We start from the raw sequence: 21,482 nt of genomic DNA, 5'->3' as shown, positions 1-21,482 counted from the left end.
CACACACCATGAAACGACACATCGGCGCGGGCCTTGTTGCCCTGTTCGGCCTCGGCGGGTGCTCCTCGCCGGCGCATCCCCCCATCACCCTGGCGTCCAAGGTGGATCTGCCGCGCTTCATGGGCGACTGGTACGTGATCGCCAACATTCCCACCTTCATCGAGAAAGGCGCGCACAATGCCGTGGAGTCCTACCGGCTGAATCCGGATGGCACCATCGCCACCACCTTCACCTACCGCCAGGACAGCTTCGACGGCCCGCTGAAACGCTACCAGCCCACCGGCTTCGTGCTGGACAGGAGCAGCAATGCCGTCTGGGGCATGCGCTTCGTCTGGCCCTTCAAGTCGGATTTCCGCATCGTCTACCTGGATCCCGGCTATACCCAGACCATCATCGGCCGCGAGGCGCGCGATTATGTCTGGATCATGGCCCGCACGCCGAGCATCCCCGAGGCCGACTACCGGAAATTGCTCGATCTGCTGGGTCGCGAAGGCTATAACATCGGCCAAATCCGCAAGGTTCCGCAGCAATGGTAACGCCCGACACGCCCCCGGCATCCCGCCCCCCCGCCCCCCTGGCCGCGCCTGCGCAAGGCTGGCGCATCACCCTGCGGCGGTGGATCGACAACGAAGCGGGAGCGCTGCCCGACGACGGCCAGAATGACCGCATCGACTGGCTGCGCACCGTGCCCTTCGCCGCCCTGCACCTGGCCTGCCTGGCCGTGTTCTGGGTCGGCGTCAGCCCGGTGGCGGTGGCGGTGGCGGCGGGCCTGTACGTGCTGCGCATGTTCGCCATCACGGGCTTCTACCACCGCTACTTCTCGCATCGGGCCTTCCGCACCTCGCGGCCGGTACAGTTCCTGTTCGCCCTGGTGGGTGCCGCGGCGGCGCAGCGCGGGCCGCTGTGGTGGGCGGCGCATCATCGCCACCATCATGTGCACTCCGACAAGCCCGGGGACGCGCACTCGCCCCGGCAGCGCGGCTTCCTGTGGAGCCATATGGGCTGGTTCCTGTGCCGGGTCAATTTCCGTACCCGCGCCGAACTGATCCGCGACTGGCTATCGTTCCCCGAGCTGCGCTTCCTCGACCGCTACGACAGCCTGGTGCCCATCCTCATGGCCCTGGCCCTGTTCGGTCTGGGCGAGCTGCTGGCCTGGCGGTGGCCCCACTGGGACACCAACGGCTGGCAGCTGCTGGTCTGGGGTTTCGTCGTCTCGACCATCCTGCTCTACCACGCCACCTTCACGGTCAACTCGCTGGCCCATGTCTGGGGCAGGCGCCGCTACGCCACCCGCGACGACAGCCGCAACAATGCCTTGCTGGCACTGCTTACACTGGGCGAAGGCTGGCACAACAACCATCACCACTATCCGGCCACGGTGCGCCAGGGCTTCTACTGGTGGGAGATCGACCCGACCTGGTACGCCCTGCGGCTGATGGCCAGCCTGGGCCTGGTCTGGGATCTCCAGCCCCTGCCCGCCCATGTTCGGGACGGCCGGCGCATCCGCACGGGGGCGGCATCATGAGACTCGCCATCGTCGGCACCGGCATCGCCGGCCTGACCGCCGCGCACAAACTGCACCCCCGTCACGAGATCACGGTGTTCGAGGCCAACGACCACGTCGGCGGCCACACCCACACCCATGACATCGAACTGGGCGGCCGGCACTGGGCCATCGACACCGGCTTCATCGTCTTCAACGACTGGACCTACCCCAACTTTATCGCCCTGATGGACGAGCTGGGCGTGGCCTCCCAGCCCAGCTCGATGAGTTTCAGCGTGCGCTGCGAAAAGACCGGACTGGAATACAACGGCACCACGCTGAACACGCTGTTCGCCCAGCGCCGCAACCTGTTCTCGCCAAGCTTCCACGGCATGATCCGGGACATCCTGCGCTTCAACCGCGAGGCGCGCGGGTTCCTGGAGACCGGCGATGACGACACCCGGCTGGGCGACTATCTGAGCGCCAACGGCTACCGGCGCGAGTTCCGCGAGCATTACATCATCCCCATGGGCGCCGCGATCTGGTCGGCCGCGCCCGGCGACATGCTCAACTTCCCGGCCCGCTACTTCATCCGTTTCTTCCACAATCACGGCATGCTGAGTGTCGACCGGCGACCACAGTGGCGGGTGATCCGGGGCGGCTCGCGCAGCTATGTCGATCCGCTGACCGCGCCGTTCCGCGAGCGCATCCACCGGGCCATGCCGGTGGCCCGCATCGCCCGCGATGCCGACGGCGTGACGCTGCGCACCGCCACCGGCGCCGAGGCGCGCTTCGACGCCGTGGTCCTGGCCTGCCACAGCGACCAGGCCCTGGCTCTGCTGGAGCGCCCGACCGCGGTGGAACGGGAACTGCTCGGCGCCATCCCCTACCAGGAGAACGAAGCCATCCTGCACACCGACGCCTCGGTGCTGCCGCGGGCCAAACTGGCCTGGGCCGCCTGGAACTACCACATCCCGCGCGCGGCACGGGATCGCGTCGCTGTCACCTACAACATGAACATCCTGCAGGGGCTGGACGCGCCCGAGACCTTCTGCGTCAGTCTCAACGACGGCGAGCGCATCGACCCCGCCCGCATCCTCCGGCGCCTGACCTACCATCACCCGGCCTACACGCCGGCCGGCGTCGCCGCCCAGGCGCGCCACGGCGAGATCAGCGGCGTCAACCGCACCTACTACGCCGGCGCCTACTGGGGCTTCGGCTTCCACGAGGACGGGGTGAAGAGCGGGTTGCGCGTCGCCGCCCAGGTCGATGGCAACCGCTGATGCGCCACGGGAAAGGCCTGCCCCTCACGGTTCTCCCCCTCCCAGGGGGATGGCCGCATGACATCGCCGGCCCGGCAGCCCTGAGCCATGCATAGCGCCCTCTACACCGGCTGGGTCCGCCATCGCCGCTTTCTGCCGCGACCCCACCAATTCCGCTACCGGCTGTTCATGCCATACCTGGACCTGGCCGAACTGGACACGGTGTTCCAGGACCGCTGGCTGTGGTCGGTCGGCCGGCCCAACCTCGCCTGGTTCCGCCGCGCCGATTACCTGGGCGACCCGGCCATCCCGCTGGACACCGCCGTGCGCGACCGGGTGGAGCAGGAAACCGGCCGCCGCCCGGCCGGGCCGATCCGCCTGCTGACCCACCTCCGCTACTTCGGCTACGTGTTCAACCCGGTCAGCTTCTATTACTGCTTCGACGCGGCCGACACCCGGGTGGAAACCCTGCTCGCCGAGATCACCAACACCCCCTGGAACGAGCGCCGCGCCTATGTGCTGACGCCCGAACGGGACGAGCCCCGGGGCCGGCATCACCGCTGGCGCTTCGCCAAGGATTTCCACGTCTCGCCGTTCATGCCCATGGACATCGACTACGACTGGCGCTTCGGCGAACCGGGCGACAAGCTGAATGTCCACATGCGGCTGGACCGGCATGGCACCAAGCTGTTCGACGCCACCCTGGACCTGCAACGGCGCGAGCTTTCCGGCGCCGAACTGGCCGGGGCGCTGATCCGCCATCCGCTGATGACGGCGCAGGTCGTCGCCGGCATCTACTGGCAGGCGGCCCGGCTCCAATGGAAACGCATCCCTGTTTACGATCACCCTGGCGAATCCTCGCCCGGTCAACCCGGAGTCAACCGATGAAGCCTTCGATCGCGCTCGCGACCCCCGCCATTCCCACCCGCTCGGCCGGCGTCCTCAACCGCTGGGCGGCCCGGCTGCTGCATCGCCAGCTGGCCCGGCTCGAAGCCGGCGAAATCGTTCTCGCCGACCACGGCGAATCCCTGCGCTTCGGCCGCGTCACCGAGGCGTTTCCCGTCCCGGTGCGCATCGACATCCGTCACCCCGCGTTCTACGGCAACACCGTCTTCGGCGGCAGCGTCGGCGCGGCGGAGGGCTACATGGCCGATGCCTGGCGCTGCTCCGACCTGGTCGGCCTGGTACGGATCATGGTGCGCAACCGCCACGTGCTGGACGGGCTGGACGGCGGCCTGTCGCTGGTGGCGGCACCGCTGCGCAAGCTGCTGCACGCCTGGAACCGCAACACCGAGGCCGGCAGCCAGCGCAACATCGCCGCCCACTACGACCTCGGCAACGCGTTTTTCAAGCTGTTCCTCGACGACACGCTGATGTACTCCTGCGCGCTGTTCGAGCGGTCCGACATGACCCTGCAGGAAGCCCAGGTCGCTAAGCTGGATCGCATCTGCCAGCGGCTGGATCTGAAACCCTCCGACCGGGTGATCGAGATCGGCACCGGCTGGGGCGGCTTCGCCCTGCACGCCGCCAGCCGCTACGGCTGCCATGTCACCACCACCACCATCTCCGAGAACCAGCACCGGCTCGCCGCCGAGCGCATCCGCGCGGCCGGGCTGGAGGACCGCATCACCCTGCTCAGGCAGGACTACCGCCAGCTGCGCGGCCAGTACGACAAGCTGGTCTCCATCGAGATGATCGAGGCGGTCGGCCACCACTACTACCCGACCTTCTTCCGCCAGTGCGCGGCGCTGCTGAAGCCCGAGGGGCTGATGCTGGTGCAGGCCATCACCATCAACGACCGGCACTACCGCCGGGCGCGCGACGAGGTCGACTTCATCAAGCGCTACATCTTCCCCGGCTCCTGCATCCCGGCCATCACCGCCCTGGTCGGTGCCGCCACCCGCGCCTCCGACCTGCAACTCATCCAGCTCGACGACATCGGCCCGCATTACGCCACCACCCTGCGCCGCTGGCGGGAAGCCTTCCTGGCCCGACTCGACGCCGTGCGCGCCCAGGGCCATTCCGAGGCCTTCATCCGGCTCTGGGAGTTCTATCTCGCCTACTGCGAGGGCGGCTACCTCGAGCGCGCCCTGGGCGATGTGCACCTGCTGATGGCCAGGCCGCTGTATCGCGGCTGACCCCGTCGCCTCCGGCTTGCTGGCGGATTCGGCAACGGGCGGCACGGGCAGGAAACCGGGGCAACGCCCGGCACCCCGCACCAGTGCGGCCTGGGAGGGTTCCCCATCCCTGTGGGGGAAGCCGTCAAGCGTGCTCACCTCGGCGTCCGCCGCCACCTGCCCACCCTCTTCGCCAGGACCGACACCCATCGCCGGGTGCAACGGGTCAAGCTGCCGCTGTCCCTGGCCAGCCGGCCCGGAAACAGGCCGGCCGATGCCTGAATCTGAAGAGGGACTGGCCGGCCGGGAAAATCAGAGCCACCCCCGGCGGCGGAACAGCGTCAGCATGCCGGCGGCGATCAGCAGGCAGATCACCCAGAACACCGGATAGCTCCATTCCCAGGCGTTCTCCGGGATCGGCATGTTCATGCCGTAGACCCCGGCAATGAAGGTCAGCGGGATGAAGATGGTGCTGATGATGGTCAGCACCTTGACCACCTCGTTCATGTGGTTGGAGACCACCGACATGTAGGTTTCCGTCAGTGCCGTCGCGATCTCGTGGTAGGTCTCGTTGAGATCGAGGATCTGCACGCAATGGTCATAGACATCGCGGAAATAGGTCAGGGTGTTGTCCGACAGGCATTCGTGGCGCTCGCGCTGCAACTGGGCGATCAGCTCGCGCATCGGCCAGATGGAGCGCCGCAGCAGGAGCAGGCCGCGCTTCACGGCATGCGCCTTCTGCAGCATGAACTGGCGCGGCTCGTCGAGCAGTTCCTCCTCGATCGCCTCGATGCAGGCGGAGTAGTGCTCCAGCACCGGAAAATAGCTGTCGACGATGGCGTCCAGCAGCGCATAGCAGAGGAAGCTGGCGTCGTTGGCGCGCAGCCGCGAACCGGCGTATTCCAGCCGCCGGTAGATCGGCTCGAAGACGCCGTTGGCGTGCTCCTGGAAGGTCAGCAGGGTGCTGCGGCCGAGAAACAGGTTGACCTGATCCGTGCGCAGCGCGCCGTCCTGGAGATCGGCCAGCCGCGCGACGATGAACAGGCGCCCGGGCGCCTCGGCCGAGGCCGGGTAATCCTCCACCTTGGGCCGCTGGCTGCCGGTGAGAATGTCCTCCACCGCCAGGGGGTGCAGGCTGTATTTCTGCGCGAACAGGGCCAGGACATCCTCGCAATTGCCGCCGGCGACGTTGATCCAGCGAACCTTGGACCAGTCCGGCCGATGCGTCCCGACGAAGCCCGGCAGGTCATCGATGTCGCGGCGTTCGGCCCGCTGCTCGCAGAAATCGACGCAGGTGATGCGCGGCGACCCGGCCGGTACCGGTGCGCCGACCACGGATTCGGGCGCCGCCGGCACCTCGGGAAGTCCCAGCCCCAGTGCCGGCGTGCCCGCGCCGCCACAGGCCTTGCCGAACCAGCGTCCCTGCCGCGCGCTGGCGCGGTCCGTCTTCTGTTGCCGAATCTTCATGCCCTTGCCTCTCTCCCAAGCTGCCGGTTGCGCCTCGCGGCCATCATAGGGGATCGGCGGCGCCGGGATCAGCAAGGCGCCCGGCATCGGTGCGACTTGACAGTCAATCAATCGATTGAGACATTATGATCAATCGTTTGATTGAAACCTGACCCCTCCCCCATCATGCCACCACACGACACCCCGGCCGGCCCCAGCGCCCGCAGCCGGCTGGTCCAGGCAGCCCTGCGGCTGTTCGCCGAAAAAGGCTACGAAGCCGCCGGCACCCGCGAAATCGCCGAGGCCGCGGGCGCCAACATCTCCGCCATCCGCTACTACTTCGGCGACAAGGCCGGTCTCTACCGGGCCGCCTTCACGGAGCCGATGGCCGATCTCCCCGCCCGCCTGAACCGCGAGCGCTATGCCGAGTTGCCGCTGGCGGCGGCGCTGGGACAGCTGTTCCGGGATTTCCTCGAACCGCTCAAGCGCGGCGAGGATTTCCGCCTGGTGATGAAGCTGCACATCCGCGAAATGATCGAGCCGACCGGCGCCTGGCGCCACGAGATCGATGCCGAGATCAAGCCCCACCACGACGCCCTGGCGATGCTGCTGCGCCGGCACCTGGGCACGGCCTGCCCGGACACCGACATCCATCGCCTGGCCTTCGCCATCATGGGCATGGCCGTGCATTTCTATGCCGGCCAGGAGATCGTCGCCGCCATCCAGCCCGAGATCCTCATGGACCCGGCCGCCATCGACATCCTGGCCGAGCGGCTGTCGGGCTACGCGCTGTCCATGATCACAGGCGAAGCCCGGCGTCTGGCCGCCCAGCAGCAGCATGCCGGCGGCTGAGCCCGGGCGGCGGGCCGCCCTCCTCCTCGGCATGGCGCTGCTGGGCGGCTGCGGCGGCGGGCTGATCACCACGGTCGGCCCCGATTACGGGGAACCGGCGGTGCCCGCCGCACCCCGCTGGCAGGCGCCGCAGCCGGACGTTCCGCGCGCCCACGGCGGCGACCCGGCCAGCCTCAAGCGCTGGTGGGATCGCTTCGACGATCGCGTGCTGGCGCGGTTCCTGGCCGCGGCCCAGCGGGAGAGCGCCTCGGTCGCGGAGGCCCGTTCGCGCATCGACGAAGCCCGCGCCGGCATGGTCGGCGCCATCGCCGCCGGGCTGCCGAACCTCAATTCGCAGACCGATTTCGTCCGCCAGGAAGGCAGCTTCGGCGGGCCGGTGTTCGAGTGGACCCGCTATCAGACCGGCTTGCAGTCCAGCTGGGAAATCGATCTCTTCGGCGGCATCGCCCGGCAGCGCGAGGCCGCCCTCAGCCAGCTCGACGCCCGCACCGATGCCTGGCACGATGCCCGGGTCGCCGTGGCGGTCGAGGTCGCCAACGCCTATCTCGGCTATCGCCACTGCCAGGCGCTGGTGAACATCGCCGCGGCCGACGCCGCCTCGCGCAGGGCCTCGGCCCGTCTGGTCGAAGTGGCTGGACAGGTCGGGCTGCGCGCGCCCGCCGACGTGGCGCTGTCGCAGGCCAGCGCCGCCGATGGCCAGGAACTGCTGGCGCGCCAGCACGGCGTCTGCGAGCGCGCCGTCAAGAGCCTGGTCGCCCTGACCGGCCTCGGCGAGGCGGAGGTCCGCCACCGGCTCACCGCCCAGCCCGGGCAGCTCGCCCGCCTGCCGGAACCGCCGCCGTTCCGCCTGGGCGGGATACCGGCCCGGGCGCTGATGCAGCGGCCCGATGTCGCCGCCGCCGAGCGCCAGGTGGCCGAGGCCAGCGCCAGCATCGGCGTGGAAGAGGCCAAGCGCTACCCACGGCTCAGCCTGTCCGGCAACGTCACGCCGACGCTGCAGAGCATCAACGGCGCCGCCCTCTACCTGGCGCACACTTGGCAGATCGGCCCGACCCTGACGCTGCCGATCTTCGACGCCGGCAAGCGTGCCGCCGATGTCGAGGCCGCCCGGGCGCGCTACGAGGCGTCGGCCTCGAAATTCCGGGCCACCGTCCGGACCGCGGTCAAGGAGGTCGAGGACGCCCTGGTGCGCCTGCACAACGCCGAGGAACGCCTGCCGGAAGCCCGCGCCGCCGTGCGGGGCTACCGCGACAACTTCCGCGCCACCGACCAGCTGTACCGGATCGGTCTTGGCAACCTGATCGATGTCGAGGCCTCGCGGCGGCAGGCGCTCAATGCCGAGCGCACCGTCGCCGATCTGGAACAGGAGCGGGTATCCGCCTGGATCGCGCTCTACCGGGCGGCCGGTGGCGGCTGGGAGGACAGCGACAACCACGCCCTGGCCGGCGCACCCGGTGCCGGTGAAGCCGCCCGGCCGGCTGCCGGGACGACGGAGAACCCCTCATGAAACCGCCATCCTCGCGGGCGCTGACCGCCCTCCTGCTCGCAGCGCTCGCAGCCGGACTCGGGCTCGCCGCCCTGTCGCCGCATGCCGAGCCGCCGCCCGAGCCGGCCGCGCCCCAGCCGGCGCTGAATGTCGAGCTGATCCGGCCGGAACTGCGCGAGCTGCCGCTGATGCTCAGCGCCAATGGCTCCATCGCCGCCTGGCAGGAAGCCATCATCGGCGCCGAGGTCGGCGGCCTGCGGCTGACCGAGATCCACGCCCAGGTCGGCGACCAGGTGCGCAAGGGCCAGGTGCTGGCGGTGTTCGACCGCGAGCGCGTGGCCGTCGACGTGGCGCAGAGCCAGGCGGCGCTGGCCGAGGCGGAAGCCAACCTGCACGAGGCCCGCCTGAACGCCCAGCGGGTGCGCCAGGTGATCGAGGACGGCGCCCTCAGCGCGCAGCAGGTCGGCCAGTACCTGACCGGCGAGAAGACGGCGGAAGCGCGCATGAAACTGGCGCGGGCGCAGCTGGATCAGCAGCTGCTGCGGCTCGGCCATACCCGGGTGGTGGCCAACGACGACGGTGTCGTTTCCAGCCGCAGCGCGACGCTCGGCGCCGTGACCGGCGAGGGCCAGGAACTGTTCCGGCTGGTCCGGCAGAACCGGCTGGAGTGGCGGGCCGAGGTGACCGCGGCCGAGCTGCCCTGGCTGAAACCGGGATTGCCGGCGCGGGTGGAGGTACCGGACATCGGCCAGGTCACGGGCCGGATCCGCGCCATCGGACCGACGCTGGACCCGCAGAGCCGCAACGCCCTGGTCTACGTCGACCTGCCCGAGGCCAGCGCGGCCGGCTTCAAGCCCGGCATGTTCGCCCATGGCGAATTCCGCCATGGCGCGCAGACCGCCTTGACCGTGCCCCGCGCGGCGCTGTCCCTGCGCGAGGGCTTCAGTTACGTCTTCCGGCTCGGCGAGGCGCCGCGGAACGGACTGGCGCGGGTGACGCAGGTCAAGGTGACGCTCGGCCGCAGCGCCGGCGACCGCATCGAGATCCTCGGCGGGTTGACGCCCGACGACCGGCTGGTGGCCAGCGGCGCCGCCTTCCTCAGCGACGGCGACACCGTGCGGGTGGTGCCATGAACATTTCCGCGGCCTGCATCCGCACGCCGCTGCCGGCGGTGATGCTGTTCCTGCTGCTGACCGTCGGCGGGCTGATGGGCTTTGCGGCCATGAAGGTCCAGAACTTCCCCGATCTGGACCTGCCGACCGTCACCATCAGCGCCAGCCTGCCCGGCGCCGCGCCGCCGCAGCTGGAAGCCGAGGTCGCCCGCAAGCTGGAGAACGCCATCGCCACGCTGCAGGGGCTCAAGCACATCACCACCCAGATTCAGGACGGCAACGTCACCCTGACGCTGGAATTCCGCCTGGAGAAGCCGGTCGAGGAAGCCTTGGACGATGCCCGCTCGGCGGTTTCCAAGGTCCGCGCCGACCTGCCCAGCGATCTCCGCGATCCGGTGGTCAGCAAGCTGGACCTGATCAAGTCACCGATCCTGGCCTACACCCTGGCTTCGGCGCAGCGCGACGACGAGGCCCTGTCCTGGTTCGTCGACGACACGCTGTCCAAGCGCTTGCTGGCCATACCCGGCGTCGGCGCGGTGACCCGGGTCGGCGGCGTCAACCGCGAGATCGCCATCGCCCTCGACCCGATCAAGCTCCAGGCCCTGGGCACCACGGCCGCCGAGGTCTCCCGCCAGTTGCGCGACGTCCAGCGCGAGAGCGCCGGCGGCCGCACCCAGCTCGGCAGCGGCGAACAGCCGGTGCGCACCCTGGCCACGGTGGCCTCGGCGGAGGCGTTGCGCACCCTGGAGCTGTCGCTGTCCGGCGGCCGGCGCATCCGCCTGGAGCAGCTCGCCGAGGTCAGCGACACGGTGGCCGAGCCGCGCGCCGAGGCGCGCCTCGACGGCCGGCCGGTGGTCGGCTTCGAGATCAGCCGCAGCCGCGGCGCCAGCGAGCTGGAGGTCGGTGCCGAGGTGCGCCGGGTGCTGGCCGAGTTGCAACGGGCCACGCCCGACCTGGTGTTCACCGAGGCGTTCAACTTCGTCAAGCCGGTCGAGGAGGAATTCCAGGCCTCCATGGCGCTGCTCTACGAGGGCGCGGCGCTGGCGGTGCTGGTGGTGTGGCTGTTCCTGCGGGACTGGCGGGCAACCTTCATCGCCGCCGTGGCGCTGCCGCTGTCGGCCATCCCGACCTTCATCGGCATGCATGCCTTCGGCTTCTCGCTCAACGTGGTGTCGCTGCTGGCCCTGTCGCTGGTGGTCGGCATCCTGGTCGACGACGCCATCGTCGAGGTCGAGAACATCGTCCGCCATCTGCACATGGGTAAGACGCCCTATCAGGCGGCGATGGAGGCGGCCGACGAGATCGGCCTGGCGGTAATCGCCACCACCTTCGCCCTGATCGCGGTGTTCCTGCCCACCGCCTTCATGAGCGGGGTGGTCGGCCGCTTCTTCAAGCAGTTCGGCTGGACCGCCGCGCTGGCGGTGTTCGCCTCGCTGGTGGTGGCCCGCATGCTGACGCCGATGATGTCGGCCTACCTGCTCAAGGACATCGCCCATGGCGACGACGCGCGCAGCGGCTGGCTGATGCGCGGCTATCTGCGACTGGCGACCTGGTGCCTGCGGCACCGTTTCGTCACCCTGGCCGGCGCCGCCGGGTTCTTCATCGGCTCGCTGCTGCTGATCCCGCTGCTGCCGACCGGCTTCATCCCGGCCGACGACAATCCCCAGACCCAGGTGTTCGTGGAACTGCCACCGGGTTCGACGCTGGCGCAGACCTCGGCGGCGGCCGAAGCGGCCCGGCAGCAGGTGGCCCGCGTGCCCTACGTCAGGACCGTCTACACCACCATCGGTGGCGGCACCGCCGGCAGCGACCCGATGGCAACCCAGACCGGCGGCGAGGTGCGCAAGGCCACCCTGACGGTCACCCTGGCGGACCGCAGGGACCGGCCGGTGCGCAAGCAGGTCATCGAGAACCGGATCCGCGCGGCCCTGGAAACCCTGCCCGGCGTGCGCACCAAGGTCGGCCTGGGCGGCTCCGGGGAAAAATACGTGCTGGTGCTGAGCGGGGACGATCCCGCGGCGCTGAACCGCGCCGCCGTCAACGTCGAACGCGATCTCAGGACGCTGCCCGGCCTCGGCAACATCGCCTCCACCGCCGCCCTGGTGCGACCGGAAATCGCCGTGCGCCCGGATTTCGCCCGCGCCGCCGACCTTGGCGTCACCTCCGCCGCCATCGCCGAAACCCTGCGCATCGCCACCGTCGGCGATTACGACTGGCTGCTGCCCAAGCTCAACCTGTCGCAGCGGCAGGTGCCGGTGATGGTGCGGCTGAACGCCAGCGGCCGCGCCGACCTGCACCTGCTGGAGCGGCTGGCCGTGCCCTCGACCAAGGCCGGCGCCGGCTCGGTGATGCTGGGCCAGGTGGCGCAGCTGGAGCTGACCAGCGGCCCCGCCGTCATCAACCGCTACGACCGCGCCCGCAACATCAATCTGGAGATCGAGCTGTCCGGCCTGCCGCTGGGCGAGGTGACCGAACGGGTCGGCCAGCTGCCGAGCCTGCGGAACCTGCCGGCCGGCGTGCGCCAGGTCAATGTCGGCGACGCCGAGATGATGGCCGAGCTGTTCGGCAGCTTCGGCCTCGCCATGCTGACCGGCGTGCTGTGCATCTTCGTGGTGCTGGTGCTGCTGTTCAAGGATTTCCTGCAGCCGGTCACCATCCTCGCCGCCCTGCCGCTGGCCTTCGGCGGCGGCTTCGTGGCCCTGCTGCTGGCCGACAAGGCGCTGTCGATGCCATCCCTGATCGGCCTGGTGATGCTGATGGGCATCGCCACCAAGAATTCCATCCTGCTGGTCGAGTACGCCATCGTCGCCCGCCGCGAGCTGGGCCTGGGCCGCTTCGAAGCCCTGCTCGACGCCTGCCACAAGCGCGCCCGCCCGGTGGTCATGACCACCATCGCCATGGGTGCCGGCATGCTGCCCGTGGCCCTGGGTTTCGGCGCCGCCGACGCCTCCTTCCGCAGCCCCATGGCCTATGCCGTCATCGGCGGCCTGGTGACCTCGACGATCCTCAGCCTGCTGGTGATCCCGCCGGTCTATACGGTGCTGGACGACATCAAGCAGCTGATCCTCGGCTGGCTGCCGTCGCGGTCTGCCGGCCGCGCGCCCCCCGGCACCCCCTAGCGGCACCCTGGCGGCGGCGCCGGCGAAACCCTCACCGTCATTCCGAGAGGAGCCCTCCATGACCACCGGATATACCCTCGTCACCGGCGCTAGCCGCGGTATCGGCGCCGCCTTCGCCCGCCGCCTCGCCGCCGCGGGCCAACCCGTGATCCTGACCGCGCGCGATTCCGCCCGCCTGCAGGCCCTGCAGGCGGAACTGCGGGATCGGCACGCGGTGCCGGTGGAAACCGTGGCGCTGGATCTTGCCGCGGCAGGCGCGGCGGAGGCGCTTTGCCGGCATTGCGAGGCGGCGGGCTGGGTGGTCGAGATGCTGGTCAACAACGCCGGCTTCGGTCGCGTCGGCGCCTTCGAAGCGCAGCCGCTGGCCGATTACGAGGCCATGCTGAGGGTCAACGTCGCCGGCCCCATGGCGCTCTGCCGCCACGTCCTGCCGGCGATGAAGGCACGTGGCCGGGGCGCCATCGTCAACGTCGCCTCGCTCGCCGCCTTCCAGCCGACACCCTACCTGGCCGTTTACGGCGCCACCAAGGCGTTCCTGCTGGCCTTCTCGCAAGCCCTGGCGGCCGAGTGCGCCGGTACCGGCGTGCGCGTGCTGGCGCTGTGCCCGGGACCGACCCGCACCGAGTTCTTCGCGGTGGCCGGATTCGGTGCCGGCCGGGCGCCGGACATGCCGCTCATGCAGACACCCGAGGCCGTGGTCGAGGCGGCCCTGAACGCCCTGCAGGCGGGACGCTTCGAAGCCATCCCCGGCTGGCGGAACCGCCTGCTCGCCGGGGTATCCCGCCACCTGCCCCGGCGCTGGCTGCTGCCGCTGTCGGCCCGCGCCATGCGGACATGGTGCGAGGACGGCTGAGCGGCCACAGCGGGTCCGCCGCATCCGGTAAACTGCGCGCCTTTTGCATTCGATCGAGGGCGCGATGCTGACCGACCTGTTCCCTGAGGGCATGACCCATTACCTCGCCGGCGGCCTGATGATCGGCGCGGCGGTTGGACTCCTGTTTCTCCTGACCGGCCTGATCGGCGGCATGAGCACCGTGTTCACCTCGACCTGGTCGTTCGTCAGCCAGGCGCCCTTCTTTCATCTGCCGCGCTTTCTGGGCAGTCGCGGCTGGCGACTGGTCTACGCCGCCGGCCTGGTTCTCGGCGGCCTGACCTACCTGCTGGCCGGCGGCGAGCCGTTCCAGACCCAGGTGCCGGCCTGGCGGCTGCTGATCGGCGGTTTCTTCATCGGCTTCGGCGCCCGCCTCGGCAACGGCTGCACGGCCGGCCACGGCATCTGCGGACTGGCCTCCCTGCAAGCGCCGGCGCTGCTGGCCGTCGCCACCTTCCTGGCAACGGCGATCGGCGTCGCCCATCTGCTGCGCGCGCTGGGGGTGGCCTGATGCGCGCCCTGTCCGCGATTGCCGTCCTCGGCTGCGGCGCCCTGTTCGGCCTGGGGCTGTCGGTGGCGACGATGGTGAAACCGGAAGTCGTGCTGGATTTCCTGCTGTTCCGCGACCTCGGCCTGCTCCTGGTGCTGGGCGGCGCGGTCATGGTCGCACTGCTGGCCTACCAGCTGGGTCCGCGCCTGCTGCGGCGGCCCTTGCTGGAGCCGCACTTTCACCGGCATGCCTCGGCCCTGAACGGGCGGACGCTGCTGGGTGCCGCCCTGTTCGGCGTCGGCTGGGGCATGACCGGCGTCTGTCCGGGTCCCGCCATCGCCGGCCTCGGCGTCGGCAACTGGCCGCTGCTGTTCGCCCTGGCCGGCATCGCCGCCGGGGCCTATGTCCAGGGGCGCTGGTTCCCTCCGCGCCGCGAGGGAGAAGATTGACAAGCCACCGGATGCCCCGGCATCCACCCGCACCGGGGTCCTCACATGCATCGGGACCGATCACCACCCGGGACGCCGCCAGTCGTCCCCCGAGGCCCGGCCATTCCGGAACCTTGGGAAACGCATGGCGGCTTGGGACAGGCGGGGTCAAGCATGCGGTTGCAAGATCATTTTCAGACCTATAGCCTCCACCCGCGGCAACCGATAACGCCTTTAATGCCACAGCCGGAATCCAGCCTGCAGGGAGATGACCGCGATGCAAGAACAACCAATAACCGGATGGTTAAGGACGGGACTTTTCCTGATGGCCGCCGCTTCGCCATGGTCCGGTGGCATTCCTCAAGCCGTTGCCGACGCCTCGCCAAAACCTCCGAGCTGCAGTTCGGCGACCGGTGGCAGCAGTGATTCCCTCATGGCCTCCACCAACGGACTTTACGAATGCGCCTATACGGCAGGGCTCGACAACAGGAAGATCGGAGCCTTCGAAACCCAGACGTGGACCAGCAGCACTGCACCGGGCTACCAAAAGCAGTACACCTGCAAGGGCCAATCCGGGGGCGTCAGCATCGACCACATGTACGAGGCGACGGATTTTGGCTCTTCCATAACCTATTGGGCGCAGAATACGGAGGATGGCAGCCGGCACTGGGGCGCGGGGGTGCTGTGGCAGACACAGGAGAATGGCGGGGTTGCCGACGACCAGTATCTCCATAACTGCAACGGCAACCATGGCGATATCAGGACCAACAAGGTGTACATCACCACCACGAAAATCACAGGCTATCCAGGCAAGGTTGACCTCGGGACGCCGGCGATGGTGAGCGTGTCCGTTGCCGCGCCCTATGGCAACAGTCCCGCTCAGGGCACCGTGTACCTTTACCAGCAAAAAGACGCCTCCAGCACGAAGGCCGCCAATCCGTATGCTGACTGGATCATTGGCAAGGGGATACTGGACGGCAACGGCAATACCACGATCCTGACCACCTTTGCCGGCCAGGACCCAGACGAAAACCCGCTCTTCCCGACGCCCGGGACGGTGCTGATCTATGCCGCCATGCCGACAAATCCGGATGTACAGGCTGATCCGGCACCCACGCCCCCCACGACCGGCTGGGTGGGCTCCCAGAGCGATTCCCATCAGGTCAAGCTCACCCAGAAATACACCGCCACAGGGGGCCAGACGCACACGGCCCCTGTTTCAGTGCCGCAAACCGATGCGACGCCCAGCCTTTCCGGCCCGGCGGTCAACCAGGCCGGGGCGGAGATGACGCCGCAAGGCCCAGGTATCGTTGTGCAAAATGTCGTCGGCGATGGGCGCACCCCCCTGTATGCGCTTTGTCCCAGGGGCATGAAACCCGTCAACGCCGAAGCCTGGGGAGAACCCCGGGATGTCAGCGCAAATGATGTGGAACCCATCAAGGTCAAGGGACTGTTCGGTGGCCAGGTCCGCCTGCCAAGGGAGCGCGCCAACACCCGGGTTCAGCTTCAGGTGATCTGTCGCGAGGCAAAAGCGGGTGTGGCCCAGATGGGTAGCCTCCAATATGGAACACCCCGGGCAGACCAGCTGAGCAGCCTGCAGGAGGGCAGCGTCCTGTTCGGTGGCCTCGAGAACGATACGATCAACCTGGAAAACCCGAAATCGGTCGGATTCGGCGGTCCCGGCAATGACAGATTCTTGCTTTCCGCCAACCAGACCGCGGCCAATGGCGGACTGGGCAATGACCGAATCGAAGTGGAAGGAGGGGTTGAAACCTTGCTCATCGGTGGACCCGGCAAGGACACGCTGATCGGCGGCAGCGGGCTGACCCGCATCAACGCGCTGGATGGCAGACCGGGCGACAAGATTGTATGCAAGGCACCTGAAAATCTTGTGATGGCCGATGAGGGTGACATCATCACCGGCCCCTGCACCCGGGTTTACCCGGACAACACGCAGTATTGATGCGCGGGCGATAAAACCCGGGTTCCTTTCCGGCGCGCACCCGGGCAGATCACAGCCAGCCCGTCGCTGGACCCGCCCGCAGGGCGGTTCAAACGCCATGCCGCCAACAGGCGGCATGGCCGCGACATCTGGCGCGGGAAAACGCCAGAATCTCCCGGCCCATCCCTTGACGCGACCGGCCATCCATGCGGCTTTCCGCCGGCAACCGCCGGGAAGCCGATCAGCGATGGCCCTCCCGGCAACGCCTCGGCGCCAGCCGGATTCCACAAAGGTCGCCATCACCATCCGCTGCCACGCGCGGCGGAGTTACGGGATACTGAGCCGTTCACGACACGCACTCTCTAACCGTCAACCTGCGCCTGCTCAGGCAAATTCATCAGGGAACAATCCATGAACCCCATTGAACAGCCGTTCTTCAACGATCTCGAAAAGAAACTCTGGACCGCCGCCGACAAGCTGCGCTCCAACCTGGATGCCGCCGTGTACAAGCACGTCGTGCTGGGCCTGATTTTTCTGAAATACGTCTCCGATGCTTTCGAGGAGCGTCAGAAGGAGTTGAACGCCCAGTTCCGCGACCCGGATCACGACTACTACATGGCCCCGGAGGACTATGCCGACGACTACGAGGGCCATATCGCCGCCGAACTGGAGGTCCGCGACTACTACACCGAGAAAAACGTGTTCTGGGTGCCGCTGGAAGCGCGCTGGCAAACCCTGCGTGATTGCGCCCAATTGCCGCCCAAAGCCCCGCTGCCCTGGAACAAACCCGGGAAGGACGAGCCGGAAGAAATGCGCAGCGTCGGCTGGCTGATCGACAACGCCATGGAGGCCATCGAGCGCGAGAACGAGAAAAAACTCAAGAACGTTTTAAATAAGGACTTCGCCCGCACCCAGATCGACTCGCACAAGCTGGCCGACCTGATCGCCCACTTCTCCGACACCGACTTCAACCGCAAGGAATACAACGGCCAGCCGCTCAATCTCAAAAGCAAGGACATCCTCGGCCACGTCTACGAATATTTCCTTGGGCAGTTCGCGTTGGCCGAAGGCAAGAAGGGCGGCCAGTACTACACGCCCAAAAGCATCGTCACGTTGACCGTGGAAATGCTGCAGCCCTTCAAGGGCCGGGTGTACGACCCGGCCATGGGTTCGGGCGGCTTTTTTGTGCAGAGCGAAGAGTTCATCGAACAGCACGGTGGCAAGGTCGCCAATGGCAAAACCGGGCAGATCAGCGTTTACGGCCAGGAAAGCAACCCCACCACCTGGCGCCTCGCCGCGATGAACATGGCTATCCGCGGCATCGACTTCAACTTTGGTGGCGCACCGGGCGACACGCTGCTGAACGACCTGCACCCCGACCTACGCGCCGACTTCGTCATGGCCAACCCGCCCTTCAACATGAAGGAATGGTGGAACGAGAAGCTCGCCAGCGACCCGCGCTGGATGGCTGGCACGCCACCGCAGGGCAACGCCAACTTCGCCTGGTTGCAGCACATGCTTTACCACCTGGCCCCGGCGGGCAGCATGGCGCTGCTGCTGGCCAACGGCTCGATGAGCAGCAACACCAATAACGAAGGCGAAATCCGCAAGCAGCTGATCGAACGCGACTTCGTGGAATGCATGGTCGCCCTGCCCGGCCAGCTCTTCACCAACACCCAAATCCCGGCCTGCATCTGGTTCCTGACGAAAGACAAGGCCAACGGCTTCAACCTCGACAAGAAAAAGCGCGATCGGCGCGGCCAGTTCCTGTTCATCGACGCCCGCCAACTTGGTTACATGAAAGACCGCGTGCTGCGCGATTTCCGTCCCGAAGACATCCAGAAAATCGCCGACACCTTCCATGCTTGGCAACACTCTTCCCCCTCTCCCCTCGCGGGAGAGGGCCGGGGTGAGGGGGCCTATCAAGACATCCCCGGTTTCTGCTACTCCGCTTCGCTCGACGACATTCGCAAGCACGAGCATGTGCTGACGCCGGGGCGCTATGTGGGCGCTGAGGCGCAGGAAGAAGACGGGGAAGTTTTCGCCGACAAAATGGCGCGGCTGACGGCGCAGTTGGCGGAGCAGTTTGGGGAAAGTGCCAGGCTGGAGGGGGAGATCAGAAAGAATCTGGCAGGGTTGGGGTACACCCTATGAGCGACGAACGCATGGTCATTATGGATATCGCCCTGTGCGAAGAAAGCCTACGAGGCCTGATCCATACCCTGCGCGGGGAGAAAGTCATGCTGGATCGGGATTTGGCCGCGCTTTATCAGGTAGAAACACGCGCACTCAAACAGGCGGTCAAGCGCAATATCCGACGCTTCCCCGATGATTTCATGTTCGTGCTTGAGGAACACGAGGTGGACATGCTGGTATCACAATCTGTGATACCCACCAAGGGCGTGCTCGGCGGTGCCATGCCATTCGCCTTTACAGAACAAGGTGTTGCAGCACTTTCCTCGGTACTGACCAGCGAGCGAGCCATCGAAGTCAATATCGCCATCATGCGCGCCTTTGTCTCCATGCGCCGCCTGCTGGCCGCCAGCACGCCCCTGCTGGATCGCCTCGAAACGCTTGAAAAGCGTCAGATCGCCCATGAAATCCACGCCGATCAGCGTTTTGAACAGTTGTTTAGCGCCCTGGAAACCGCAAACCTCCAACCGGTACAGGGCGTTTTCTTCGATGGGCAGGTATTCGATGCCTATGTCTTCATCAATGACCTGCTGCGCAGCGCCCAGCGTTCGATCATGCTTATCGACAACTTCATCGACGACAGTGTATTGCTCCAGCTTGCCAAGCGCCCGCAAGGCGTCAGCGCCACCCTGTTAACCAAGAGCATCAGCCCGCAACTGGAGCAGGATTTGAAAAAGCACAACCGCCAATACCCGCCCATCCGGGTTGAGGCTTTTCCGCATAGCCATGACCGCTTCCTGATCCTCGACGATGAAACGGTCTACCACATTGGCGCATCCCTGAAAGACCTGGGCAAGAAGTGTTTCGCCTTCTCGCGCATGGACACGGCATCGCTGAGCATCATGGAGCGGGTGCGGGAGGTGCTGAAATGACCGCGCAGTTTGCCGCAAGCGCCAAGCTGGAGGGGGAGATCAAGAAGAACTTGGCGGGGCTGGGTTATGAGTGCTGATTGGTCAGAAGTTACGCTCGGCTCGGTAACCACCTGGCTGTCAGGCGGGACGCCGAATAAGGGAACTCCGTCGTTCTGGAATGGCGACATCCCATGGATTAGCGCCAACTCAATGTACGGTACGCGCTTTTATGACTCGGATCTAAAGATCACAGAAAGCGGCCTAAGCGCTGGCTCCCGTTTAGCCCCGACCAACAGCATCTTGCTTCTAGTTCGTGGGGGTGCATTACACAATCGACTTCCGGTCGGCATGGCTTGCCGCGACTTAGCGTTCAATCAAGATGTCAAGGCATTGATTCCAGACTCAAACAGGCTGGATCCATGGTTCCTGCTTTACTGGCTTGTCGGTAATGAAAGATTCCTTCTAGATGAGGTAGTCGAAGAGACGGGAATTGGCGCAGGAAAGCTAGACACAAAGCGCATGCAGGCTTTGCAGATGAAGCTCCCGCCATTTGCATCGCAAAAAAGAATCGCCCAAGTTGCGCGGTCGATAGACGACAAAATCGACCTCAACCGCCGCATCAACCAAACCCTCGAAGCCATGGCGCAAGCCATTTTCAAATCGTGGTTTGTCGATTTCGACCCGGTCAAAGCCAAGATCGCCGCCAAACAAGAAGGCCGCGACCCGCTGCGCGCCGCCATGAGCGCCATCAGCGGCAAGCCCGACGCCGACCTCGACGCCCTGCCGCCCGAGCAATACGAACAACTCGCCGCCACCGCCGCGCTGTTTCCGGATGAGATGGAGGAGTCGGAGTTGGGGGAGATTCCGAAGGGGTGGATAGTTTCCGATATGCGCACACTTGCTGAAGTCATATCCAAGGGAACGACACCGAACAAGTCAGATATTGCGAATGCCAAAGACGTACCAATAGTTCCTTTCGTCAAGGTTAAAGATATTTCTGAGGACGGCGAAATCGCTCGGGGTAATTTGGAGCTCATCGCCAGATCAATTCACGAAAGTTTACTTAAACGATCAATTCTTAAAACTGATGACCTTCTGTTTTCTATCGCGGGCACCATTGGGCGAACGGCTTTCGTAGATAACGACTTGAATGAATCGAACGTAAATCAGGCAATCGCGTTTATTCGCCTTAAAGACAAGCTAGATCATTTCGCGTTGTGCTGGTTGACGTTACGCAGTATTGAAACGAAAAACTTTATCGCGTCCAAAGTGGTGCAAGCAGTGCAGGCAAACGCAAGTTTGGCAAACGTCGGAGATATACCTATAAGGTTGCCTGGAAATGATGTGCTGAAGAAATGGAATGATGTCGTCAGCCCACTGATTCTCGAATACCGTGCCCGCCTGGGTGAAAACCGAGCTTTGGCCACGCTACGCGACACGCTACTCCCAAAACTCATGTCTGGCGAGCTGTCGGTAACAGCCCTTGCTGAGTCCGCCGGGGGGGTATGATGGACATCAAGAAACTTCGCGAAAACAAACTGATAGTGGATAAGGTCGAAGAGGCCTTGCAGGCCGCGTATTCGTCCAATGGGGATTTCAATGAAGTATTGGATGAATCAGAGCCCCTTTCATTCAAGGGGTTGAAAGACCCCGATCATGAATACGCTTACACAGTTAGTGAAGTGTTGTACTGGGCTGATCGTGACGCCTATCTCGACGAACTCGACCATTGGGAGGGGCGGCGTCAAGCGAATCAGCACGAGGCAGCTACTGAGTTTATCAAGCAGTCGGATCAGGCCGCGGTGTTTCTGGATCTCGTGGATGCCATTC

Annotated in this window: 18 protein-coding genes; 17 read left to right on the top strand and 1 reads right to left on the bottom strand. The window is 66.3% G+C overall.

The window, feature by feature from the left end:
* Positions 1–8 precede the first annotated feature (8 nt).
* The 5 genes from ACYQ1H_RS09265 (at position 9) to ACYQ1H_RS09245 (ending at position 4,883) form a co-directional block, all read left to right on the top strand.
* Complete coding sequence (locus tag ACYQ1H_RS09265) at positions 9–536, top strand: lipocalin family protein (protein WP_460027762.1); 528 nt, start codon at positions 9–11, stop codon at positions 534–536.
* Positions 530–1,525 (top strand): acyl-CoA desaturase, encoded by a 996-nt coding sequence (locus ACYQ1H_RS09260; protein ID WP_460027761.1) that lies wholly within the window; start codon positions 530–532, stop codon positions 1,523–1,525. Before ACYQ1H_RS09265 ends, ACYQ1H_RS09260 begins: the two co-directional genes overlap by 7 nt.
* Positions 1,522–2,766 (top strand): NAD(P)/FAD-dependent oxidoreductase, encoded by a 1,245-nt coding sequence (locus ACYQ1H_RS09255; protein WP_460027760.1) that lies wholly within the window; start codon positions 1,522–1,524, stop codon positions 2,764–2,766. Before ACYQ1H_RS09260 ends, ACYQ1H_RS09255 begins: the two co-directional genes overlap by 4 nt.
* 87 nt (positions 2,767–2,853) lie before the next feature.
* Positions 2,854–3,633, top strand: coding sequence for a DUF1365 domain-containing protein (locus ACYQ1H_RS09250; RefSeq protein WP_460027759.1), 780 nt, complete (start codon positions 2,854–2,856; stop codon positions 3,631–3,633).
* Positions 3,630–4,883 (top strand): class I SAM-dependent methyltransferase, encoded by a 1,254-nt coding sequence (locus tag ACYQ1H_RS09245; protein ID WP_460027758.1) that lies wholly within the window; start codon positions 3,630–3,632, stop codon positions 4,881–4,883. Before ACYQ1H_RS09250 ends, ACYQ1H_RS09245 begins: the two co-directional genes overlap by 4 nt.
* Before the next feature lie 291 nt (positions 4,884–5,174).
* Here the strand turns inward: ACYQ1H_RS09245 and corA are convergent, their stop codons facing one another.
* The gene (gene corA / locus ACYQ1H_RS09240) at positions 5,175–6,416 is read right to left on the bottom strand and encodes a magnesium/cobalt transporter CorA (RefSeq protein WP_460027757.1); all 1,242 of its coding nucleotides are present in this window, start codon (positions 6,414–6,416) and stop codon (positions 5,175–5,177) included.
* 78 nt (positions 6,417–6,494) lie between these two features.
* Here corA and ACYQ1H_RS09235 point away from each other — a divergent pair, with 78 nt between their 5' ends.
* From ACYQ1H_RS09235 to ACYQ1H_RS09180, 12 genes are all read left to right on the top strand, one after another.
* Positions 6,495–7,160, top strand: coding sequence for a CerR family C-terminal domain-containing protein (locus ACYQ1H_RS09235; protein WP_460027756.1), 666 nt, complete (start codon positions 6,495–6,497; stop codon positions 7,158–7,160).
* Entirely contained in the window at positions 7,147–8,667 is a 1,521-nt protein-coding gene (locus tag ACYQ1H_RS09230) for an efflux transporter outer membrane subunit (RefSeq protein ID WP_460027755.1), read from the top strand. The genes ACYQ1H_RS09235 and ACYQ1H_RS09230 overlap by 14 nt, the downstream gene beginning before the upstream one ends.
* Positions 8,664–9,779, top strand: a complete 1,116-nt coding sequence (locus ACYQ1H_RS09225) for an efflux RND transporter periplasmic adaptor subunit (protein ID WP_460027754.1) — start codon at positions 8,664–8,666, stop codon at positions 9,777–9,779. Before ACYQ1H_RS09230 ends, ACYQ1H_RS09225 begins: the two co-directional genes overlap by 4 nt.
* Complete coding sequence (locus ACYQ1H_RS09220) at positions 9,776–12,877, top strand: efflux RND transporter permease subunit (protein ID WP_460027753.1); 3,102 nt, start codon at positions 9,776–9,778, stop codon at positions 12,875–12,877. Before ACYQ1H_RS09225 ends, ACYQ1H_RS09220 begins: the two co-directional genes overlap by 4 nt.
* Before the next feature lie 58 nt (positions 12,878–12,935).
* On the top strand, positions 12,936–13,730 hold the full coding sequence (locus ACYQ1H_RS09215) for an SDR family NAD(P)-dependent oxidoreductase (protein WP_460027752.1): 795 nt from the start codon (positions 12,936–12,938) through the stop codon (positions 13,728–13,730).
* A gap of 64 nt (positions 13,731–13,794) precedes the next feature.
* A complete protein-coding gene (locus tag ACYQ1H_RS09210; protein ID WP_460027751.1) occupies positions 13,795–14,259 on the top strand; it encodes a YeeE/YedE family protein in 465 nt (154 codons plus the stop codon).
* Positions 14,259–14,687, top strand: coding sequence for a DUF6691 family protein (locus ACYQ1H_RS09205; RefSeq protein WP_460027750.1), 429 nt, complete (start codon positions 14,259–14,261; stop codon positions 14,685–14,687). The genes ACYQ1H_RS09210 and ACYQ1H_RS09205 overlap by 1 nt, the downstream gene beginning before the upstream one ends.
* A 256-nt stretch (positions 14,688–14,943) precedes the next feature.
* Positions 14,944–16,629: a calcium-binding protein gene (locus tag ACYQ1H_RS09200; protein WP_460027749.1), complete on the top strand. Its 1,686-nt coding sequence runs from the start codon at positions 14,944–14,946 to the stop codon at positions 16,627–16,629.
* A gap of 390 nt (positions 16,630–17,019) precedes the next feature.
* Entirely contained in the window at positions 17,020–18,762 is a 1,743-nt protein-coding gene (locus ACYQ1H_RS09195) for a class I SAM-dependent DNA methyltransferase (protein WP_460027748.1), read from the top strand.
* On the top strand, positions 18,759–19,673 hold the full coding sequence (locus ACYQ1H_RS09190; protein WP_460027747.1) for an ORF6N domain-containing protein: 915 nt from the start codon (positions 18,759–18,761) through the stop codon (positions 19,671–19,673). Before ACYQ1H_RS09195 ends, ACYQ1H_RS09190 begins: the two co-directional genes overlap by 4 nt.
* Before the next feature lie 66 nt (positions 19,674–19,739).
* On the top strand, positions 19,740–21,161 hold the full coding sequence (locus tag ACYQ1H_RS09185; protein WP_460027746.1) for a restriction endonuclease subunit S: 1,422 nt from the start codon (positions 19,740–19,742) through the stop codon (positions 21,159–21,161).
* The coding region (locus ACYQ1H_RS09180) for a hypothetical protein (protein WP_460027745.1) at positions 21,158–21,482 on the top strand (325 nt) is incomplete at its 3' end. The genes ACYQ1H_RS09185 and ACYQ1H_RS09180, both read left to right, overlap by 4 nt.

The organism is Methyloparacoccus murrellii, from assembly GCF_054657115.1.
Note: the sequence above shows the minus strand (reverse complement) of the source record. Positions and strands in the feature narration are given on the sequence as shown.